This is a genomic window from Kribbella sp. CCNWLW201, assembly GCF_037203805.1.
GTDB lineage: Bacteria > Actinomycetota > Actinomycetes > Propionibacteriales > Kribbellaceae > Kribbella.
The window spans coordinates 289,926-311,364 of record NZ_JBBCBQ010000002.1; the positions used below are offsets into that span (position 1 = coordinate 289,926).

The window sequence follows — 21,439 nt, forward strand, 5'->3', positions numbered from 1 at the left end:
CAAAGTGGGAGTGCCGCCCTCGGCGGAGTGACTCGAATCAGTTCTGGTACGAACCGAGGTCGAAGTCGTCGAGCGGGACCGACTGCCCGGTGGACGGGCCGAAGTCGTAGTCGTACGACTCGTAGCCGACCATCGAGTACATCGCGGCCTTCGCCTCCTCGGTGGGCTCCACCCGGATGTTGCGGTACCGGTCCATACCCGTACCGGCCGGGATCAGCTTGCCGATGATGACGTTCTCCTTCAGACCGACCAGCGAGTCGGACTTGCCGTGGATCGCGGCCTCGGTGAGGACGCGGGTCGTCTCCTGGAAGGAGGCGGCCGACAGCCACGACTCGGTCGCCAGCGAGGCCTTGGTGATACCCATCAGCACCGGACGACCCGAGGCCGGCGTACCGCCCTCGGCGACCACGCGACGGTTCTCCGCCTCGAACATGATCCGGTCCGCGAGCTCACCCGGCAGCAGCTGGGCGTCGCCCGACTCGATCACCGTGACCCGGCGCAGCATCTGCCGGACGATGATCTCGATGTGCTTGTCGTGGATGGCCACACCCTGCGACCGGTACACCTCCTGGACCTCGTCCACCAGGTGCTCCTGCGCCTTGCGCACACCGAGGATCCGCAGTACCTCCTGCGGGTCCGGCGTACCCTGCGTCAGCTGCTGGCCGACCTCGACGTGCTGACCTTCCTCGATCAGCAGGCGGCCACGCTTCGACACCGGGTAGGCGACCTCCTCGGAACCGTCGTCCGGGGTGAGCACCAGCTTCCGGGTCTTGTCGGTGTCCTCGATCGAGATCCGGCCGGCCGCCTCGGAGATCGGCGCCTTGCCCTTGGGCTGCCGGGCTTCGAACAGCTCGACCACACGCGGCAGACCGTGGGTGATGTCATCACCCGCGACACCACCGGTGTGGAAGGTACGCATGGTCAGCTGCGTACCCGGCTCACCGATGGACTGGGCCGCGATGATGCCGACCGCCTCGCCGATGTCGACCGGCTTGCCGGTCGCCAGCGACCGCCCGTAGCACTTCGCGCAGGTACCGGTCTTGGCGTCACAGGTCAGCACGGAGCGGACCTTGACCTCCTCGAGCCCGGCCTCGACCAGCTTCGCGATCGAGACGTCGCCCAGGTCCGCACCCGCGGCCAGTACGACGTTGCCGTCCGGACCGATCGCGTCGGTGGCCAGCGTCCGTGCGTAGGCGCTGGTCTCGACGTTCTCCGCGTGCACGACCTTGCCGTCCGGACCGGGCTCGCCGATCTTCTTCGGCAGGCCCCGCTCGGTACCGCAGTCCTCCTCGCGGATGATCACGTCCTGCGAGACGTCCACCAGACGACGGGTCAGGTACCCCGAGTCGGCGGTCCGCAGCGCGGTGTCGGCCAGACCCTTCCGGGCACCGTGGGTGGCGATGAAGTACTCGACCACCGACAGACCCTCGCGGAAGTTGGACTTGATCGGCCGGGCGATGATCTCGCCCTTCGGGTTGGCCACCAGACCACGCATACCGGCGATCTGCCGGATCTGCATCATGTTGCCTCGGGCACCCGAGTGGACCATCATCCAGATCGGGTTGGCCTTCTCGAAGTTCTCCTCCATCGCCTTGCCGACCTCGGCGTTGGCGCCGGTCCAGATCTCGATCAGCTCCTGCCGCCGCTCGGACGAGGTGATCAGGCCTCGCTCGAACTGCTTCTGGACCTTCTCGGCCTGCGACTCGTACCGGGCCATGATCTCCGGCTTGGACGGCGGCGTGCTGAAGTCGTCGATCGACACGGTGACGCCGGACCGGGTGGCCCAACGGAAACCGAGATCCTTCAGCGCGTCCAGGCAGTTGGCCACCTGGACCTTGGAGTACCGCTCGGCCAGGTCGTTGACGATCCCGCCCAGCTGCTTCTTGCCCACCTCGACGTCGACGAACGGGTAGTCCGCCGGCAGCGCCTCGTTGAACAGGGCCCGGCCCAGCGTGGTCTCCAGCGCGAACCCGCCGTCGGCCCGCTCGGTCGCACCAGCCGGTACGCCGGCCTCGTCCAGACGCAGCGTGATCTTCGCCTGCAGCGACAGCTCGTTGCGGTCGAAGGCCATCAGCGCCTCGGCCACCGAGCTGAACGCACGGCCCTCGCCGAGCGCGCCCTCCTTCAGCATGGTCAGGAAGTAGATGCCGATGATCATGTCCTGCGTCGGCATCGTGACCGGACGGCCGTCGGCCGGCTTCAGGATGTTGTTCGTCGACAGCATCAGGATCCGGGCCTCGGCCTGCGCCTCGGCCGACAGCGGCAGGTGCACCGCCATCTGGTCACCGTCGAAGTCCGCGTTGAACGCGGAGCAGACGAGCGGGTGGATCTGGATCGCCTTGCCCTCGATCAGCTGCGGCTCGAACGCCTGGATACCCAGCCGGTGCAGGGTAGGCGCCCGGTTCAGCAGCACCGGGTGCTCGGTGATGACCTCTTCCAGCACGTCCCAGACCTGGGCCCGCTGGCGCTCGACCATCCGCTTGGCGGACTTGATGTTCTGCGCGTGGTTGAGGTCGACCAGCCGCTTCATCACGAACGGCTTGAACAGCTCCAGCGCCATCGCCTTCGGCAGACCGCACTGGTGCAGCTTCAGCTGCGGGCCGACCACGATCACCGAACGACCCGAGTAGTCGACGCGCTTACCGAGCAGGTTCTGCCGGAAGCGGCCCTGCTTGCCCTTGAGCATGTCGGACAGCGACTTCAGCGGCCGGTTGCCCGGGCCGGTGACCGGACGACCGCGGCGGCCGTTGTCGAACAGCGCGTCGACGGCCTCCTGCAGCATCCGCTTCTCGTTGTTGACGATGATCTCGGGCGCGCCCAGGTCGAGCAGCCGCTTGAGCCGGTTGTTCCGGTTGATCACCCGGCGGTACAGGTCGTTCAGGTCCGAGGTGGCGAACCGGCCACCGTCGAGCTGAACCATCGGCCGCAGGTCCGGCGGGATGACCGGAACGCAGTCCAGCACCATGCCCATCGGGCTGTTGTTGGTGGCCAGGAACGCGGTGACGACCTTGAGCCGCTTCAGGGCGCGGGTCTTGCGCTGGCCCTTGCCGGTCTTGATCGTCTCGCGCAGGTTGTCCGCCTCGGCCTTCAGGTCGAAGGTCTCCAGCCGGCGCTGGATCGCGGCGGCACCCATGGCGCCCTCGAAGTACTTGCCGAACCGCTCCTTCATGGCGCGGTAGAGGATCTCGTCGCCCTCCAGGTCCTGGACCTTGAGGTTCTTGAACCGGGTCCAGACCTCGTCGAGGCGGTCGATCTCGCGCTGCGCACGGTCGCGCAGCTGCTTGACCTCACGCTCGGCGCCTTCCTTGACCTTGCGCCGTACGTCGGCCTTGGCGCCCTCGGCCTCGAGCTGCGCCAGGTCCTCCTCGAGCTTCTTCAGCCGCTGCTCGATGTCGTTGTCGCGCCGGTTCTCGAGCTGCTTGCGCTCGACATCGGTGCGACCCTCCAGCGACGCGAGGTCGCGGTGCCGCGACTCCTCGTCGACGTCGGTGATCATGTACGCCGCGAAGTAGATGACCTTCTCCAGGTCCTTCGGGGCGAGGTCGAGCAGGTAGCCGAGCCGCGACGGGACACCCTTGAAGTACCAGATGTGGGTGACCGGAGCGGCCAGCTCGATGTGGCCCATCCGCTCCCGGCGCACCTTGGAGCGGGTGACCTCGACGCCACACCGCTCACAGATGATGCCCTTGAAGCGAACGCGCTTGTACTTACCGCAGTAGCACTCCCAGTCCCGGGTGGGACCGAAGATCTTCTCGCAGAACAGACCGTCACGCTCGGGCTTGAGCGTCCGGTAGTTGATCGTCTCGGGCTTCTTGACCTCGCCGTGCGACCACTGGCGGATCTCATCCGCGGTCGCCAGGCCGATCCGAAGCTCGTCGAAGAAGTTCACGTCGAGCACGATGTGTTATCTCCCGATTGTAAAAGTGGTCTGAGTGAGTTGGTTGTTGATCTCAAGCGGCAACCCGCTCAGACCTCCTCGACGCTGTTCGGCTCACGCCGGGACAGGTCGATGCCCAGTTCCTCCGCGGCACGGAAGACGTCCTCCTCGCTGTCGCGCATCTCGACCCGGCTTCCGTCGGACGAGAGCACCTCCACGTTCAGACACAGGGACTGCATTTCCTTGACCAGAACCTTGAAGGACTCCGGGATACCCGGCTCCGGGATGTTCTCGCCCTTGACGATCGCTTCGTACACCTTGACCCGGCCGACCACGTCGTCGGACTTGATCGTCAGCAGTTCCTGCAGCGCGAAGGCGGCACCGTAGGCCTCCAGGGCCCACACCTCCATCTCGCCGAACCGCTGACCGCCGAACTGGGCCTTACCACCCAGCGGCTGCTGGGTGATCATCGAGTACGGACCGGTCGACCGTGCGTGGATCTTGTCGTCGACCAGGTGGTGCAGCTTCAGCATGTACATGTAGCCGACACCGACCGGCTCCGGGAACGGCTCACCCGAACGACCGTCGAAGAGCCGGGCCTTACCGGTCCCGTCGACCATCCGGACACCGTCGCGGTTCGGCAGCGTGGAGCCGAGCAGGCCGGTGACCTCCTCCTCCTTGGCGCCGTCGAAGACCGGGGTGGCGACGTTCGTGAACGGCTCGGCCTCGCCGGCGCCGATCTTGATCAGTCGCTGGGCCCACTCTTCCTTGTTGCCCGGGTCGACCTTCCAGCCGCGGCTGGCGACCCAGCCGAGGTGGGTCTCGAGCACCTGACCGACGTTCATCCGGCCGGGCACGCCCAGCGGGTTCAGGATGATGTCGACCTGGGTGCCGTCCTCGAGGAACGGCATGTCCTCGACCGGCAGGATCTTCGAGATGACGCCCTTGTTGCCGTGCCGACCGGCCAGCTTGTCGCCGACCGAGATCTTCCGCTTCTGGGCGACGTACACGCGGACCAGCTGGTTCACGCCCGGCGGCAGTTCGTCGCCGTTGTCGCGGTCGAAGACGCGGACACCGATGACGGTGCCGTTCTCGCCGTGCGGCACCTTCAGCGAGGTGTCGCGGACCTCGCGGGCCTTCTCACCGAAGATCGCGCGCAGCAGCCGCTCCTCCGGCGTCAGCTCGGTCTCACCCTTCGGGGTGACCTTGCCGACCAGGATGTCGCCGGTGGTGACCTCGGCGCCAATCCGGATGATGCCCCGCTCGTCCAGGTCGGCCAGCATCTCGTCGGAGACGTTCGGGATGTCCCGGGTGATCTCCTCCGGACCCAGCTTGGTGTCGCGGGCGTCGACCTCGTGCTCCTCGATGTGGATCGAGGTCAGCAGGTCCTGCTGGACCACCCGCTGGCTGAGGATGATGGCGTCCTCGTAGTTGTGGCCCTCCCACGGCATGAACGCGACCAGCAGGTTGCGGCCGAGTGCCATCTCGCCCTCGTCGGTGCACGGACCGTCGGCGAGCGGGCTGTTCACCTCGACCCGCTGCCCCGCGTCGACCAGCGGGCGCTGGTTGATGCAGGTGCCCTGGTTCGACCGGCGGAACTTCGCCAGCCGGTAGGTCTGGTACGTGCCGTCGTCGGCGGCGACCTCGATCAGGTCGGCCGAGACCTCCTTGACCACACCGGCCTTGTCGGCCACCAGCACGTCACCGGCGTCGACCGCACCGCGGTACTCCATCCCGGTGCCGACCAGCGGCGCGTCGGCGGTGATCAGCGGAACCGCCTGCCGCTGCATGTTCGAGCCCATCAGCGCGCGGTTGGCGTCGTCGTGCTCGAGGAACGGGATCATCGCGGTCGCAACCGACACCATCTGGCGCGGCGAGACGTCCATGTAGTCGACGTCGTCGACCAGCACGAGCTCGACCTCACCGTGCCGCCGGCGGACCAGCACCCGGTCCTCGGCGAACCGGTTGTCGTCGGTCAGCGCGGCGTTGGCCTGGGCGATGACGAACCGGTCCTCCTCGTCCGCGGTCAGGTAGTCCACCTGGTCGGTGACCTGGCCGTCGACGACCTTGCGGTACGGCGTCTCGACGAAGCCGAACGGGTTCACCCGGCCGTACGTCGCGAGCGAGCCGATCAGACCGATGTTCGGGCCTTCCGGGGTCTCGATCGGGCACATCCGGCCGTAGTGGGACGGGTGCACGTCGCGGACCTCGAAGCCGGCCCGCTCCCGGCTCAGACCACCCGGGCCAAGGGCCGACAGGCGGCGCTTGTGGGTCAGGCCCGCGATCGGGTTGGTCTGGTCCATGAACTGCGACAGCTGGGAGGTGCCGAAGAACTCCTTCAGCGCCGCCACCACCGGACGGATGTTGATCAGGGTCTGCGGCGTGATCGCCTCGACGTCCTGGGTCGTCATCCGCTCCCGGACCACCCGCTCCATCCGGGCCAGGCCGGTGCGCAGCTGGTTCTGGATCAGCTCACCGACGGTCCGCAGCCGGCGGTTGCCGAAGTGGTCGATGTCGTCCTCTTCGACCACGATCTCGCCCTGCGGCGCGTCCAGCTCGGTCTTGCCCTCGTGCAGCGCGACCAGGTACTTGATCGTCGCGACGATGTCGTTGATCGTCAGGACGGCCGTGTCGTGGGCCTCGTCGCGGCCCAGCTTCTTGTTGATCTTGTACCGGCCGACCTTGGCCAGGTCGTAGCGCTTGCCGTTGAAGTAGTAGTTGTCCAGCAGCGCCTGGGCGGCCTCCCGCGTCGGCGGTTCACCCGGCCGCAGCTTGCGGTAGATGTCCAGCAGCGCGTCGTCCTGCCCGGAGGTGTGGTCCTTCTCCAGGGTGAGCCGGATCGACTCGTAGTCGCCGAACTCCTCCAGGATCTGGGCGTCGGTCCAGCCGAGCGCCTTCAGCAGCACGGTGACGTTCTGCTTGCGCTTGCGGTCCAGCCGGACACCGACCATGTCCCGCTTGTCGACCTCGAACTCCAGCCACGCACCGCGCGACGGGATGATCTTGGCGGTGAAGATGTCCTTGTCCGATGTCTTGTCCGGCGTGCGCTCGAAGTACACACCGGGCGAACGGACCAGCTGGGACACGACGACCCGCTCGGTGCCGTTGATGACGAAGGTGCCCTTGCGCGTCATCAACGGGAAGTCACCCATGAAGACGGTCTGGCTCTTGATCTCGCCGGTCTCGTTGTTCATGAACTCGGCCGTGACGAACAGCGGCGCGGAGTAGGTGACGTCCCGCTCCTTGCACTCGTCGACGGTGTTCTTCGGCGGCTCGAAGCGGTGGTCGCGGAACGACAGCGACATGGTGCCGCTGAAGTCCTCGATCGGGGAGATCTCCTCGAAAATCTCTTCCAGACCGCTGGGGCCGGACAGGTCCGACCGTCCCTCGGCCTCGGCGGCGGCCACACGGGCCTGCCACGTTTCGTTGCCGACCAGCCAGTCGAAACTGTCCACCTGCAGCGCAAGCAGATCCGGAACCTCGAGAGGCTCGGAGATCTTTGCGAAGGAGATGCGGCGGGAGCCGGAAACGTCGGAAATGCTGTCGGACTGGGGGTTGCGCGAGGCGACCAAGGGGCGTCCTTCCACGGGCTCGCAGAAATCACTTCGGTGCTGGGAGCGCATGCCGAACCGCCCTAGTCAAGTCGAGACCCGAGCCAGGGGGAGGTTAAAGGCAGCGCAAAGCAATAGGCTACCCGATCAGGGCAAGCCTGTCCAATGGGGTCCGATACTATGCCTTCGGACCACCCACTCAGTCAAGGATCAACCCGGGTTCTCGAGCGGGAAGACTACCCGCGAGTCGCCCAGGACATCCTGTCCGGAGTCACAAAGAGACTACAGCCCGGCGATCTCCTGGACCAGCCATTGATCGCCGTTTCGGACCATCGTGAACCGGGTCCGGTTCAGATCGATCCGGGGAACACCCTTCGTGAGCGTGCTGGTGGTGGTCTGGTTCACGAAGATGATCAGGGTGACCCGGTCGGCGTCGCCGTCCTTCACCCCGACCTCGCGGACGTCGGCCCGCACCGTCGTCTTGTTCTTGGTGGCCAGCGTGCGGACCACCTTCGCGGTCTCGGCGAACTTCCCCGAGTAGTCCGGGGTCATCAATGCCTGACTCGCCGCGAAGCTCTTGTCGAGGTCCCGATAGTCGTAGCTGAGCACGGTTTCGGCCGCTTTCCGCCCGGCCGCGGCCGCCTGGTCGCGGGCGTCGTCGGCTTGTTTGCCCTGCCACGCCTTGACCCCGAGCAGCCCCGAGACGACCAGCACCAGGACCACCAGAACACCCAGCGCGGCGGACAGCATGACGCCCAGCCGGCCGGGCTTCTCGACCTCCTGGTCGGGTCCCTGGACAGCCTCTTCGCGCTCCGGATCCGGGGCTTCCGAGACCCCGTTTTCGTCACTGTCCGTGTCCAAATCGCCGGGCTCGGCCGCCTGGACCGCCCCCTCAGACGCCTCCGATGTGGCCGGGGTCACGTCCTGCGGGAGTGTCTCCGGGGTCTCGGACGCGGCCTCGGTGTCGGTCGTTGTCACCTCGGTCGGCGTGTCTGCGACCTCGGGCTCGACGGCGGCATCCGTCGTACCCGGGCCGGACGAGGTACGGCGCTGGCCGGCGATGCGGGGGCGGTTGCGTGGGCGATCCATCATCAACCCACGAACTGGAGGTCGGCGGTCAGCCAGCGGTCGTTCTCCCGGACCAGGTCCAGCTTGATCCGGTAGTGCCGCAGCTGTCCGTTGGGTTCGGCGGTGTTCTGTACGACGGCGTCCACGATCACCAGCACCTGGGCGGAGTCCTTGTCGCTCGAAACCACGGCCGCCTCCTTCACATCCCCCTTGGATGTCCCCTGGTTGGACTGCGCGGCGGCCTTCGACGCGTTGAAGGCCGACTGGAACTCGTCCTTGAACTGCCCGGTGGAGTCGGCCAGCACCCGCTTCGAGTAGTCCTCCCAGGACTTGTAGTCGTACGTGGTGAAGTCCAGCGCCGACTGCCGGCCGGCCTTCATCGCGCCGTCGCGCTGCGCCTTGCTCTCGTCCTGCCGGTGCAGCGCGATCGCCGAGAGGGTCCCACCGGCCAGCGCGACCACGAGCAGAACGCTGAGCGCCCAGGCCAGAATCAGCGGGCCTCGCTTGGAGTTGCCGAGAGTCACTTTCCAGTCACCGGTCCGAGGATCAGGGCCTTCCAGGAGTCGCTGCCGAGGACAGCCTCCTGACCGCCGGTCGAGCCGAGGATGAACTCCGGCACGCCGCCGGACCCACCCGCCGCACCGGTGGCCGGGTCGTACCCGACGCCGTACCCGATCCGGTTCAGGTCCTCGCGAGACGACGGGCTCGGCTTGTTCTGGGCGCCGCGGACGTTGACGCCGGACGACGGGTTCGCCGTACAGCCCGCCTTCGTGTTGGCCGCCGTGTCGCCGGTCTCCTGCGGGACCCGCTTGTCGGTCCCGCCGTACCCGGCCCGGCAGGCGGGCGGATCGATCCCGAGCACCAGGCCGAAGTGCGCGTCGTAGTGACCGGTGGCCTTGTCCTTCGCCGGTACGACGTAGCCGCCCATCGACACCGCCGGGTACACGACCAGCAGCTGCTCGACGGCGTCCAGCCGGACCGCGGTCAACTCGCTCACCGTCAGCAGGTTACCGAGCAGCACCGCGATGTCCGCACGGTTCTCAGTGATCAGGGCGGTCACCTGCTCGGAGGCGGCCGAGCCCTGGTCGATCACCTGGCGGATGTTCGCGTCCGAGCTGGCCAGGGTGTCGGACAGCAGGGCGAGGTTCTTCGCCCAGGTCTTGATCGCGTCGCCGCTGGCGACCTGGGTGGCCAGGACGGTGTCGCCGTCGTTGATCAGCTTGATCGTCTGCAGGATGTTGGCGTCCGCGTCGTCGATCAGCAGGCCGGAGTTGTCGATGATCCGCTGCAGGTCGGTGCCCCGGCCCTTCAGCGCCGCTCCGAGCTCGCGGACCGTGGTGCGCAGGCTCTCCTTGTCGACCGAGTTCACCAGCTGGTCGAGGTTCAGCAGCAGCTCGGTGGTGTCGATCGGGATCGCGGTGTCCTGGCGGGCGATCCGCGAGTGGTCCTGCAGGTACGGGCCGGTGTCGCGGCGCGGCTGCAGGTCGACGTACTGCTCGCCGATCGCGGACCGGTTCGCGACCACCGCGAGCAGGTCGTTCGGGATCTTCACGCCCTTGTCGATGTCGAGGTTCACCTCGACGCCGTCGGTCAGCAGCTTCAGCTCGCCGACCCGGCCGACCGGCTGGCCGCGGTACGTCACCTCGGCGCCGGAGAAGATGCCGCCGGACTCGGCGAAGCTGGCGCTGACCGTGTAGTCCTCGTCGAAGAACAGCTTGTCCACCTGGGCGTACCTGGCACCGACGAAGGCAACGCCGACGATGGTGATCAGCAGGAACACCATCAGCTGGATCCGGACCGATCTGGTGATCACTTCACCACCCCCGGCATCAGCACCTTGGCCAGTTCGGGGTCGAAGCCCGAGCGGTTCAGCGTCTGCGTACAGACCGGCAGCCCGAGGATCGTGGTGCAGGTGGTCGCCGCACCGGTCGGCACCGGCAACGACGGCAGAGAGTTGCCGGTCGGGTTGTGCAGCGGGACGCTCAACCGCGGCAATGGGATGGACGTCGGGCCGACGGTCGGCAGGTTGAGTCCGAGGATGCCCTGCAGCGCCTTCTGGGTGTTCACGTCCAGGGTGATGCCCAGGTTGGTGAAGTCACCCTGGACGGCCTTGGCGGCCGCGTCCGGGAACGGGTAGGTGAACAGCAGTTCGAGCGACTTCGGCAGGTCCTCCCCTGCCTCGGCCAGCTTGGTCAGGATCGGGTACAGCGACTGCAGGTTGGCCACCAGGTCCTTCTGCGACGCGGTGATCACCCGGGTGGCCGTGTTGCCCAGGGTCGCCAGCGCCTGCAGCGTCTTGACCAGGGCCGCCCGCTGCTTGTCCAGGGTCGCGATCGACTTCGGCAGCGAGTCGATCGCGGTCGCCAGGGTCGCCTTCTGCGCGTTCAGCTTCTTGGCCAGCGCGTCGACGGCGGTGATCGCCGTGACGATCTGCTGCTTGTTCTTGTCCAGGGTGCCGACGAAGATGTTCAGCTGGTCGAGCACGCTGCGGATGGCCGGCTCGTTGCCGGTCAGCGCCTTGTTCAGCTCCTGGGTGATGATCTGCAGCTGGGCCACGCCGCCGCCGTTCAGCAGCAGCGACAGCGCGGACAGGACTTCCTCGACCTCGACGTTGCTGGTGGTCCGGGCCAGCGGGATGACCTCGCCGTTGTCCAGTTTGCCGCGCGGCTGCTCCGACCCGGTCGGCGCCGACAGCGACACGAACTTCTCTCCGAGCAGGCTGGTCTGCCGGATCGTCGCCCGCTCGTTGTCCGGCAGCTCCAGGCTCTTCGGCAGCTTGATCCGGACCTTGGCGACGTACCCGTCCAGCCAGACCTTCTCGACCGTGCCGACGGTGACGTCGTCCACCTTCACCGATGACTTCGGCACCAGGTCCAAGACGTCGGCGAACTCGACGGTGACCGTGTACGACGGCCCCTTGATCTTGGCGCCACCCGGCAACGGCAGCGAATACACGCTGAAGTCGCACCCGGTCAGCACCATGGCGAGCGCGAGCACTCCGGCGACGATCGTCGTACGGCGCCTCATGGGACCAGCCCTCCGAGCGTCGGGTCGACCGGATCTGGGCTGTTCAACGGTGCCTTGGGCTCCGGGGCGTACGGCGTACCGGCTGGGCCACCGCTTGCCGGAGCACTACCGGTGAGCTGGCTCAGTAGGGGCAGCTTCGCCAGGCCGTCGAGGACGGGCTTCAGCGCCGTACAGGTCGACATCGGCTGGTTCGCCTGCCGCAGGAGTGAGCAGATGAACGTCGCCGGATCGTCCAGCTGGGCCAGGTTCATCCGCTGGTCCAGGGTCCCGTACTGCGGGTTGTACACGCGGGCCAGGTTGCCCAGGCCGAGCGGCGCGGTGTCGAGGACCTCGGCCAGCGCGGCCTTCTCCTTCACCAGGATCTGGGACAGATCGGTGGCACCGGAGATCGTCGTCTTCAGCAGGGCCCGGTTGTCCTTCACGAACGTGGCGACCTCGCCGAGTGCCGTCGCCAGCAGGGACAGCGCTTTGGCCAGATCCTGGCGCTCACCGGCCAGCGTGGTCGAGGTGGCGGCGAAGTTCGTGTTGAACTGCCGGACCAGCTGGTCGTTCGCCGCCAGCGCGGACACGAACGTCTGCAGCTGCCGGATGGTCGCGAACAGGCTCTGCGAGTTGCCCGCCAGCGTTCCGGTCAGCTTGGACACGTCGGTGATGGTCTGGTTCAGCTTGGCGCCCTGGCCGTTCAGGTTCTTCGCCGAGACGTCGAGCAGCCGCGACAGCGCGCCCTGGTCGTTCGCACCCTTCGGACCGAGCGCGACGGACAGGTCGTTCAGGCTCTGGTAGATCTGGTCCAGCTCCAGCGGTACGGCGGTCCGGTCGATCGGGATCTCGGCCCCGTCGGCCATCACGTCACCCTTGGAGTACGCCGGGGTGAGCTGCACGTACCGGTCGGCCACGATCGACGGAGCCGCGATCACCGCCTTCGCGGTGGCCGGCACCTTGTGCTTGGCCTCCCACCAGAACTTCACCCGCACGGTCCGGCCGGCCGGGGTGACACTTTCCACCTCGCCGACCTTGATGCCGAGGATCCGTACGTCGGAGCCGGGGTACACCGACACCGCACGCGGGAAGTACGCCGTGGCAGTCACCCGGTCGGGCTTCGGCCAGAGCGAGATCACGCTGACCGCGAGGACCACAAGGACCACCGCGATCGCGACCAGCCGGGACAGCGACGCGATCTTCATCAGCCGCCACCTCCCAGGATCGGCGGGAACCCGGGAATCGGGACCGTCGGCGCGGGGATCTCCGGGACCGGCACCAGGTTCTGCAGGTAGACGTCGAACCACGGCCCAGTGCCCAGCGTGTTGGTGAAGACGCGGACGAACGGCGCCAGCCCCTTGATGCTGGCGTCCAGGTCGTTCTGGTTCTTCAGCAGCACCGCCAGTACGGCGTTGACCTTCTGCAACGTCGGCGCCAGGTCCTTACGGTTCTCCCGGACCAGCGCGGTGATCTGCGCGGAAAGCTTCTGCGTCGACACCAGCAACTGGTGGATCAGCGCCCGCCGGGCCTGCACGGCCTGGAAGACGGTGTTGCCGTCCTTCATCAGCTTGATCAGCTGCTGGTTGCGGTCGGCAAGGACCTTGCTGACCACGTTCGAGTGCTGCAGCAACAACTTGAGCTGCTCGTCGCGCTTGGCCACGTTGCGGGACAGCCGGGACAGCCCGGTGAGCGAGGCCTGCACCTCTTCGGGGGTGTTCTTGAACGTCGTCGACAAGGTGTCCAGGGCCTTGGCCAGCTGGACGGTGTCGATCCGCTCGGTGGTGTTCGCGAGATCGCTGAAGGCGTCCACGACGTCGTACGCCGAGATCGTCCGGGCCAGCGGGATCTCGGAGCCGGGCTTGAGCTGACCGGGACCGGCCGGGTTCAGCTTCAGGTACTTCTGCCCGAGCAGGGTCTTGATCTTCATCTCGGCGCCGGTCTGGTCGCCGAGCTTCACGCCCTTGTCCACCACGAAGTCGACCCGGACGTGGGTGCCCTCGAGCTCGACCTTGCGGACCTGCCCGACCCGGACACCGGCGACCCGGATCTCGTCGTTCGGCTTCAGCCCGCCGGCCTCGGAGAACTGCGCGGAGTACTTCGTCCCGCCGCCGATCAGCGGCAGGTCCTGTGCCTTGAACGCGGCCAGCATGATCAGCCCGATCACCGTCAGGCCGATCACGCCGACGGTCACCTGATTCTGCTCACGGAAGGGCCTCATTTTGCGCACCTCGCCGAGTTGTTGTCGTAGGCAACCGGGATGCGGGTCCCGATCGGCAGCGTGACGTTGCCGTCGAAGTTGCACAGGTAGAAGTTGAACCAGGAGCCGTACGACGCGGTCCGGGTCATCGTGTTCAGCTTCTCCGGCATGTTCTGCAGCGTCTTGACCCAGATCGCCTGGGTGTCGTCCAGGGTGGTCGCGACGGTGCGGAGCCGGGCCAGGTCGGCCTTGACCGGCACCCGGGTCTGCTGCAGCAGACCGGCTGTCTTGTTGTTCAGCGAGTTGATCGAGCCGAGCGAGTTCAGCAGCGGGTTGATGTCCTGACTCAGCCCGGTGATGAACTGCTGCAGGTTCACCAGCAGCTGGGAGAAGTTCTGCTGCCGCTGGGAGACGATCTGCAGCGTCGAGGTCAGGTTGGTGATCAGGTCGCCGATCACCTGGTCCGCATCGGCCAGCGTGGTGGTCAGCGAGGCGGTCTTGGCGAGCAGCGACTCGATCGTGCCGCCTTCGCCCTGCAGCACCTTGATCACCTCGAAGGCGAACTGGTTCACGTCCGCCGGGGTCAGCGCGGTGAACAGCGGCTTGAACCCGTTGAACAGCACCGACAGGTCCAGCGCCGGCGCGGTCCGCTCCTTCGGGATGACGCCGTTCTTCTTCAGCCGCTCGCCGCCGCCGACGCCGTCGGTGAGCGCGATATAGCGGTTGCCGACCAGGTTCCGGTACCGCAGCGTGGCGTGCGTCGAGGCGTCCAGGACCTGACCGGAGTCGACGCTGAACGTCACCATCGCCAACGTGTCCTGGTAGAGGGCGATCTTGTCGACCTGGCCGACCTTCACCCCGGCGATCCGGATGTCGTCACCCTTGTTCAGCCCGACCGCGTCGGTGAAGACGGCCTTGTACTTCGTCGTCGAGTTGAAGCTGATGTTCCCGATCGTCACCGCCAGCAGGGCGGTCGCGACCGTGGTCACCACCACGAAGATCGCCAGCCGCACGGTGTCGAGCGACGTCTTCTTGTCCAGGATCTTCACTTCACATTCACCTGGCTTCCGCGCAGCATCGGGCCGACCATCAGGGTGGTCAGGTCCGGTACGTCGGACGGCGCGACACCCATCTCGAGGCCGACGACCGAGTCGACCACCTGCTGCTCGGCCGGCGAACCGACGCCCTGGGTGTCCAGGTCGAAGCCGGGCATCGCCCGGTTCAGCTGCAGGTTCACCGGGAACCGCTCGTTCTTGTTGTGGTCGCCGATCACGCCGTCCTCACCGGTGATGTACGGCGCCGGGTTCTCCTGGGTGTACGGACCCGGCTTGGCCCCGGGGTGACTGTAGTTCTTCCCCACGCAGGTCGGCCCACGACGGTCCTTGTAGGCGGGCCGTTCGTTCGGCTGGTACGGCGTCGGCTGGTTGGTGATCAGCTCGAGGTTGATGTTCAGCCGGCCGTCGCGGAACGTGTCGTTCAGGATCGGCGCGGTCTCCGTCATCACCTTGAGGAAGCACGGGAACTCCGGTGAGTACCGCTCCAGCAGGTCCAGCACCGGCCGGCTGACCTCGCCGAGCCGGATCACCCGGTCCTCGTTCTCCTTGAGGAACGTGTTCGTCGTACCGGACAGCGTCTGGACGTCGAGGAAGAACTTCTGCAGCTGTACTTGCTTCTCCACGACGGTGTTGCCGGTGAGGGTCAGGTTCCGCAGCGCGCGGACCAGGTCGGGGGTCGCGTCGCCGTACAGCTCGGCGGTCTGGGTGAGCTTGGTCAGCGCGACCATCAGCGTCGGGACATGCGGGTTCAGCTTCTTCAGGTACGCGTCCAGCTGGGTCAGCGTGCCGGCGATCTCGGCGCCGCGGCCCTCGAGGGCGGTGGCCAGCGTGTTCAGGGTGGCGTTCAGGTCGGCCGGGTCGACCGCCTGCAGCAGCGGGAGTGCGTCGTTCAGCACCTTCTCGATCTCGATGCCGACCGCGGTCTTGTCCCGCGAGATGACGTCCCCGGCCTTGATGTGCCGGCCCTGCGCACCGGTCGGCGGGACCAGCGCGACGTACTTCTCGCCGAACAGCGTCTTCGGCAGGATCCGGGCGCTGACCGCGCTGGAGATCTCGTCCACCTGGTCCGGCTTCAGCGACAGCTCGACGGTCGCCTCGTCGCCGTCGGTGGAGACGTCGCGGACCTCGCCGACGATGATGCCGCGCAGCTTCACGTCCGCGTGCTTGTTCAGCTGCAGGCCGATGTGGCTGGTCTTCAGCTCCACGTCGATCGTCTTGGTGAAGACCTTGGCGTAGAAGGCATAGGTCAGCCAGAGCAGGAAGCACAGCACGCCGATGAAGGCGACCCCGAGTACCTTGTGCGGCACTGATCTCGTCATGGCGCTACCCCGCCAGCCTGACTGTGGTCGTCGTACCCCAGATCGCCATCGACAGCAGCAGGTCGACGACGTTGATCACCACGATGGAGGTCCGGACCGCACGGCCCACCGCGACGCCCACACCGGCCGGACCACCGGTCGCGTGGTAGCCGTGGTAGCAGTGCACCAGGATCACCAGGACGGAGAAGACGAGCACCTTCCCGAACGACCACAGCACGTCCCCGGGTGGCAGGAAGAGATGGAAGTAATGGTCGTACGTCCCCGTGCTCTGCCCGTAGAACATGGTCACGGTGAGCCGGGTGGCGAAGTACGACGCGAGCAGACCGACGACGTACAGCGGGACGACCGCGATCAGGCCGGCGATGATCCGGGTGGTGACCAGGAACGGCAGCGACGGGATCGCCATCACCTCGAGGGCGTCGATCTCCTCGCTGATCCGCATCGCGCCGAGCTGGGCGGTGAACCCGCAGCCGACGGTCGCGGCCAGGGCGATCCCGGCGATCAGCGGGCCGATCTCGCGGGTGTTGATGTACGCCGACACGAAGCCCGCGAAGGCCGACGTACCGATCTGGTTCAGCGCCGAGTAACCCTGCAGGCCGACCTCGGTACCGGTGAAGAAGGCCAGGAAGGTGATCACGCCGACGGTGCCGCCGATCACGGCGAGCGCGCCGGTGCCCAGGGTCACCTCGGCCAGCAGCCGGAGGATCTCCTTGCGGTACCGGGTGATCGACTTGCCGGACCAGGCCAGTGCCTTGATGTAGAAGGCGAGCTGCTCACCCAGTCGATCGAGTGAGTTGAGCGGCTTCTTGACCAGGGTGTCCACCAGGGCCGACACGTCAGGCCCCCTTCGGCGGGACGAGCTGGAAGTAGATGGCCGTCATCGCGAAGTTCGCGACGAACAGCAGCATGAAGGTGATGACGACGGACTGGTTCACCGCGTCACCGACCCCCTTCGGCCCGCCGCCCGCGTTCACTCCCTTGTACGACGCCACCACCGCCGCGATGAACCCGAACACGAGGGCCTTGGCCTGCCCCTGCCACAGGTCCGGCAGATGGGCGAGCGCGGTGAACGAAGCGATATAACTGCCTGGCGTCCCGTCCTGCAGTACGACGTTGAAGACGTAGCCACCCATCACGCCGACCACGCTGACGAACCCGTTCAGGAAGAACGCGACCAGCATCGTCGCCAGCACCCGCGGCACCACCAGCCGCTGGATCGGGTCGATACCAAGCACCATCATCGCGTCGAGTTCCTCGCGGATCTTGCGCGCGCCCAGATCGGCACAGATCGCCGAGCCGCCCGCGCCCGCGATCAGCAGCGCGGTCGCGATCGGCGACGCCTCCCGGACCACGGCCAGTACGGCGGCCGAGCCGGTGAAGGCCTGGGCGCCGAACTGCTTGATCAGGCCGCCGACCTGCAGCGCGATCACCGCGCCGAACGGGATCGCGACGAGCGCGGTCGGGATGATCGTCACGCTGGCAACGAACCAGGCCTGCTGCAGGAACTCCCGCAGCTGGAACGGCCGGCGGACCGAGGCCCGAGCCGTGTCGAGTGCGAAGGAGAACAGCGAGCCGGCGTGCTTCAGCGGGGCGGTCGCGGAAACGGTCACGTAGCCCCCACCACATCAGCGGCGAAGGAACCCGGCGGCGGGGTGACACCGTTCTCCCGGCACCACTCGCCGGGCGGCCGCTGAGTCGGCCGGATCACTCCGCTGCTCGGCAACTGCTGCACCGGGATCGGTGGCAGCGGTGGCAGCTCCTGGTCGGCCTCACGGGCCAGCTCGTCGGCGTCCTTCTCCTCCGACATGCCGATCGGGCCGACCCGCTGCGCGTTCAGGAACTGGCGGACCACCGGCTCCTCGCTGGACAGCAGCATCTCCCGCGGGCCGAACATGGCCAGGTGCCGGTGATAGAGCAGCCCGATGTTGTCCGGCACGGTCCGGGCGGTGTTGATGTCGTGGGTGACGATCAGGCAGGTGGCCTGGGTCATCTCGTTCAGGTCGATGATCAGCTGGTTCAGGAACGCCGTACGCACCGGGTCAAGACCCGAGTCGGGCTCGTCGAACAGCAGGATCTCGGGCTCCAGCACCAGCGCGCGGGCCAGGCCGGCCCGCTTGCGCATCCCGCCGGAGATCTCGCCCGGCAGCTTCTTCTCCGCGCCGACCAGGCCGACCATCTCCATCTTCTCCATCACGATGGAGCGGATCTCGGCCTCGGACTTCTTGGTGTGCTCGCGCAGCGGGAAGGCGACGTTGTCGTAGAGGTTCATCGAGCCGAACATCGCGCCGTCCTGGAACAGCACGCCGAACAGCTTGCGGATCTCGTACAGCGACCGCTCGGAGCAGGTGGCGATGTCGGTGCCCTCGATGTGGACGTGACCCTTGTCCGGCTTGAGCAGACCGATCAGCGTCTTCAGGAATACGGACTTCCCGGTTCCGGAAGGGCCGAGCATCACGCAGATCTCACCGGCGGGCAGCGTCAGGGACACGTCGCCCCAGATCAGCTGGCTTCCGAAGGATTTCGTGAGACCTTCGACGCGGACTTCTACGCCCACCGGTCCTCCTCACGGGATGTCTGTCTCTGGCCCCGAACCGACGACGATCTGCCGTGTCCAACGAGGCGCGGTTGCCTAGGTTACGCACGAGTACGGTTTTGTGTAACCCCCGCATGTCAAGTGACGGTGACCAACGGGTCACGCTCCGGTCACGCCGGTCACTGTCTGCTGACGCCGATCACGGTGTGCTGATCGGCACGCGGCTCCGGGTGATCCTAGCGGCTGCTCAGGTCCGGGTACGGCGGCCCCACCGCAGACCACCGCCGAACTGGTATCGCAGCGCAAACGACTCGACACACACCGCGACCCGAGATCCGAGATCTGTCCGGAAACCGGGCCGAAAGCTAGCGTCGAGCCAGGGTTTCGCCTGGCCGAGGAGGGGCTGACGGATGAGCATCGAACGACGAACATTCCTCAAGGGAAGCGCTGCGGTCGCGGGCGGCATGCTCGCGGGCGGTCCGTTCCAGGGATTCGTGGCCCGCGAGGCGATGGCGGCTCCGCAGGCCGAGGCACCGTTCCGGGCCCTGCGGGCGATCCCGGATCTGCGCGACGGCAAGGTCCGGCTGCATCTACCGGAAGGATTCGCCTACCGGTCCTTCCATGACACGGAGTTTCCCGTCGTACTGAACGACGGCACCAACCTGCCCGGCCGGCACGACGGCATGGGTGCCTTTCAGCGGAGCAACGGAAATATCGTGCTGGTCCGCAACCACGAGGTGAACAACCCAGGCGCTCCCTTCGGGCCAGGTACGCCGTACGACGCGATGGCACAGAGCGGGACGACGACGATCGAGGTGACGCGGTTCGGCGAGGTGGTCAGCGCCTTCACCAGCCTGAACGGCACGATGATGAACTGCAGCGGCGGAATCATGCCGTGGGGCAGCTGGATCACCTGCGAGGAAACGGTGAACGGGCCCGACGTCGGGGCCGACTTCACCGGGGTGTCGAACGTGCCGCTGACCAAGCCGCACGGGTTCGTGTTCGAGGTTCCGGCCCGCGGCCAGTCCGACCGTCAGCCGATCACTCACGCCGGACGGTTCGCGCACGAGGCCGTCTCGTTCGATCCGGTCGACGGCTTCCTCTACCTGACCGAGGACAACTTCGCGTTCCCGTCGGGGTTCTACCGCTATCGCCCGCCCCGGAACCCCATGCAAAGCGGGCGGATCGAGGACGGCGGCCGGCTGCAGATGCTCGCCGTCAAAGGCCGTCCGAACCTGAACCTGGCGGCCGAGCAACCACTCCGGGCGACGTACGACGTGACGTGGGTCGACATCGACGACCCGGCCCCGAGCTTCCCCTACACACCAGGGCAGCCCGCGCCGACGACGAACGACCAGGCCCTCGTGTACGTCGGCGACCAGGGTCGTTCGCAAGGAGCGGCGTACTTCTCCCGGCTGGAAGGGCAGGTGTACGACGACCACGTCGTGTACTTCACCTCGACACAGGGCGGTGGCGCGGAGGAGACCGGGCCGGATTCGGTCAATGGCTACGGCAACGGCTTCGGCCAGGTCTGGGCGTATCACACCAGGGCTCGGAAGCTGCAGCTGATCTATCAGTCGCCGGACCGCGCGACGCTGGACTTCCCGGACAACGTGACGACCAGCAACCGCGGAACCCTGGTGCTCTGCGAGGACAACACGCAGGACAACTACCTGCGTGGCCTGTCCCGGGGCGGTCAACTGTGGGACATCGCGCTGAACCGGCTGACCAGCCGCACCGGGGTGGACCGCTCCGGCGACGAGTTCGCCGGGTCGACCTTCAGTCCTGACGGTCACACGCTGTTCGTCAATATCCAGGCCAGTCGCGGGATGTCGTTCGCCATCTGGGGACCGTGGCACCTCATCGGCGTCTGACGGTCTTCGAGGAAGACCTGCTGATCTGGCTGCACGACGACACAACGGCTGCCAGGGTCGTCAGCGACCTGACCGAACTGGGGCCGCTGGCAGCCGTTGCGGTCGTCGTGCTGGTGGTGCTGCTTGTACTGCGCCGATGGGTCGATGCGGCGTTCTTCGTGGCCGGGATCGGCGTGGTGTGGGCGGTGAATCCGCTGCTGAAGGAACTGGTCGGGCGGTCGAGGCCGGACCTGTGGCCGTTGCCCGCGGATGTGTCGGCGTACAGCTTTCCGAGTGGTCACGCGGCGAACACGGCAGCTCTCGTCGGTGCGCTCGTGTTGATCGTGCGCCGTGGGCTGCCGGCTGTGCTGCTGGGCGCGGCCTTACTGCTGTTTGTCGGCTGGGCGCAGCTCGCACTCGGGCGGCACTACCCGTCCGACGTACTCGCCGGGTGGGTCTGGGCGCTGGCTTGGGTGGGAGCGCTCCGGAAGTTGCTCCAGAACCTGACGAAGGGCGGCCCTGGGTAGGACCGCCCTTCGGCGTACTGCTTGGTGTGCGGCTAAGCCGCACGGGTCACTTCAGGGTGACGGTGGCGCCGGCGCCCTCGAGGGCCTCCTTGGCCTTCTCCGCGGCAGCCTTGTCGACCTTCTCCAGGATGGCCTTCGGGGCCGACTCGACCAGGTCCTTGGCCTCCTTCAGACCAAGGCTGGTGAGACCGCGCACCTCCTTGATGACCTGGATCTTCTTCTCGCCGGCCGACTCGAGGACGACGTCGAACTCGTCCTGCTCGACGGCCTCTTCGGCAGCGCCGGCCGCCGGGGCACCCGGGGCAGCGGCGACGGCGACCGGGGCGGCGGCAGTGACGCCGAACTCCTCCTCGAACGCCTTAACGAACTCCGACAGCTCCAGCAGGGTCAGTTCCTTGAACTGGCCGAGGAGCTCTTCGGTGCTGAGCTTCGCCATGGTGGCGGTCCTTCCGT

Annotated in this window: 16 protein-coding genes; 2 read left to right on the forward strand and 14 right to left on the reverse strand. The window is 67.0% G+C overall.

The genetic code is table 11. From position 1 onward, the window contains the following. Positions 1-37: 37 nt before the first annotated feature. The 13 genes from V9K99_RS11095 to V9K99_RS11155 form a co-directional block, all read right to left on the reverse strand. Positions 38-3,898 carry a DNA-directed RNA polymerase subunit beta' gene (locus tag V9K99_RS11095; protein ID WP_337003827.1) on the reverse strand — a complete coding sequence of 1,287 codons (3,861 nt, stop codon included), beginning with the start codon at positions 3,896-3,898 and terminating at the stop codon, positions 38-40. A 68-nt stretch (positions 3,899-3,966) separates the two neighbouring features. Continuing rightward, a complete protein-coding gene (gene rpoB / locus V9K99_RS11100; RefSeq protein WP_337003830.1) occupies positions 3,967-7,449 on the reverse strand; it encodes a DNA-directed RNA polymerase subunit beta in 3,483 nt (1,160 codons plus the stop codon). 261 nt (positions 7,450-7,710) lie between these two features. Next, positions 7,711-8,520: a hypothetical protein gene (locus V9K99_RS11105; protein WP_337003832.1), complete on the reverse strand. Its 810-nt coding sequence runs from the start codon at positions 8,518-8,520 to the stop codon at positions 7,711-7,713. Then, the gene (locus tag V9K99_RS11110) at positions 8,520-9,020 is read right to left on the reverse strand and encodes a hypothetical protein (RefSeq protein WP_337003834.1); all 501 of its coding nucleotides are present in this window, start codon (positions 9,018-9,020) and stop codon (positions 8,520-8,522) included. Before V9K99_RS11110 ends, V9K99_RS11105 begins: the two co-directional genes overlap by 1 nt. Beyond that, the gene (locus tag V9K99_RS11115; protein WP_337003836.1) at positions 9,017-10,309 is read right to left on the reverse strand and encodes an MlaD family protein; all 1,293 of its coding nucleotides are present in this window, start codon (positions 10,307-10,309) and stop codon (positions 9,017-9,019) included. The genes V9K99_RS11110 and V9K99_RS11115 overlap by 4 nt, the downstream gene beginning before the upstream one ends. After that, a complete protein-coding gene (locus tag V9K99_RS11120) occupies positions 10,306-11,523 on the reverse strand; it encodes an MCE family protein (protein ID WP_337003838.1) in 1,218 nt (405 codons plus the stop codon). The genes V9K99_RS11115 and V9K99_RS11120 overlap by 4 nt, the downstream gene beginning before the upstream one ends. Then, positions 11,520-12,707: an MCE family protein gene (locus tag V9K99_RS11125; protein WP_337003840.1), complete on the reverse strand. Its 1,188-nt coding sequence runs from the start codon at positions 12,705-12,707 to the stop codon at positions 11,520-11,522. The genes V9K99_RS11120 and V9K99_RS11125 overlap by 4 nt, the downstream gene beginning before the upstream one ends. Beyond that, positions 12,707-13,720: an MCE family protein gene (locus V9K99_RS11130; RefSeq protein WP_337003842.1), complete on the reverse strand. Its 1,014-nt coding sequence runs from the start codon at positions 13,718-13,720 to the stop codon at positions 12,707-12,709. The genes V9K99_RS11125 and V9K99_RS11130 overlap by 1 nt, the downstream gene beginning before the upstream one ends. After that, positions 13,717-14,748, reverse strand: a complete 1,032-nt coding sequence (locus V9K99_RS11135) for an MCE family protein (protein WP_337003844.1) — start codon at positions 14,746-14,748, stop codon at positions 13,717-13,719. The genes V9K99_RS11130 and V9K99_RS11135 overlap by 4 nt, the downstream gene beginning before the upstream one ends. Continuing rightward, positions 14,745-16,073, reverse strand: coding sequence for an MCE family protein (locus tag V9K99_RS11140; protein ID WP_337003846.1), 1,329 nt, complete (start codon positions 16,071-16,073; stop codon positions 14,745-14,747). Before V9K99_RS11140 ends, V9K99_RS11135 begins: the two co-directional genes overlap by 4 nt. Positions 16,074-16,077: 4 nt before the next feature. Next, on the reverse strand, positions 16,078-16,908 hold the full coding sequence (locus tag V9K99_RS11145; RefSeq protein ID WP_337003848.1) for an MlaE family ABC transporter permease: 831 nt from the start codon (positions 16,906-16,908) through the stop codon (positions 16,078-16,080). A gap of 1 nt (position 16,909) precedes the next feature. Next, complete coding sequence (locus V9K99_RS11150; protein ID WP_337003850.1) at positions 16,910-17,683, reverse strand: MlaE family ABC transporter permease; 774 nt, start codon at positions 17,681-17,683, stop codon at positions 16,910-16,912. Beyond that, positions 17,680-18,627 (reverse strand): ABC transporter ATP-binding protein, encoded by a 948-nt coding sequence (locus V9K99_RS11155; protein WP_337003852.1) that lies wholly within the window; start codon positions 18,625-18,627, stop codon positions 17,680-17,682. The genes V9K99_RS11150 and V9K99_RS11155 overlap by 4 nt, the downstream gene beginning before the upstream one ends. A 389-nt stretch (positions 18,628-19,016) precedes the next feature. On the opposite strand from V9K99_RS11155, the gene V9K99_RS11160 reads away from it, so the two are divergent. Together V9K99_RS11160 and V9K99_RS11165 are read left to right on the forward strand one after the other, a co-directional pair. After that, positions 19,017-20,480: a PhoX family protein gene (locus V9K99_RS11160; protein ID WP_337003854.1), complete on the forward strand. Its 1,464-nt coding sequence runs from the start codon at positions 19,017-19,019 to the stop codon at positions 20,478-20,480. After that, on the forward strand, positions 20,459-20,986 hold the full coding sequence (locus tag V9K99_RS11165; protein WP_337003856.1) for a phosphatase PAP2 family protein: 528 nt from the start codon (positions 20,459-20,461) through the stop codon (positions 20,984-20,986). Before V9K99_RS11160 ends, V9K99_RS11165 begins: the two co-directional genes overlap by 22 nt. A gap of 46 nt (positions 20,987-21,032) precedes the next feature. Here the strand turns inward: V9K99_RS11165 and rplL are convergent, their stop codons facing one another. Continuing rightward, the gene (gene rplL, locus V9K99_RS11170) at positions 21,033-21,422 is read right to left on the reverse strand and encodes a 50S ribosomal protein L7/L12 (RefSeq protein ID WP_337003858.1); all 390 of its coding nucleotides are present in this window, start codon (positions 21,420-21,422) and stop codon (positions 21,033-21,035) included. Positions 21,423-21,439: the final 17 nt, after the last annotated feature.

Coding starts and splice junctions, on each gene's coding strand:
- V9K99_RS11105 (WP_337003832.1), bottom strand. CDS start 8,520: ATGATGGATCGCCCACGCAACCGCCCCCGCATCGCCGGCCAGCGCCGT.
- V9K99_RS11120 (WP_337003838.1), bottom strand. CDS start 11,523: ATGAGGCGCCGTACGACGATCGTCGCCGGAGTGCTCGCGCTCGCCATG.
- V9K99_RS11125 (WP_337003840.1), bottom strand. CDS start 12,707: ATGAAGATCGCGTCGCTGTCCCGGCTGGTCGCGATCGCGGTGGTCCTT.
- V9K99_RS11130 (WP_337003842.1), bottom strand. CDS start 13,720: ATGAGGCCCTTCCGTGAGCAGAATCAGGTGACCGTCGGCGTGATCGGC.
- V9K99_RS11140 (WP_337003846.1), bottom strand. CDS start 16,073: ATGACGAGATCAGTGCCGCACAAGGTACTCGGGGTCGCCTTCATCGGC.
- V9K99_RS11160 (WP_337003854.1), top strand. CDS start 19,017: ATGAGCATCGAACGACGAACATTCCTCAAGGGAAGCGCTGCGGTCGCG.
- rplL (WP_337003858.1), bottom strand. CDS start 21,422: ATGGCGAAGCTCAGCACCGAAGAGCTCCTCGGCCAGTTCAAGGAACTG.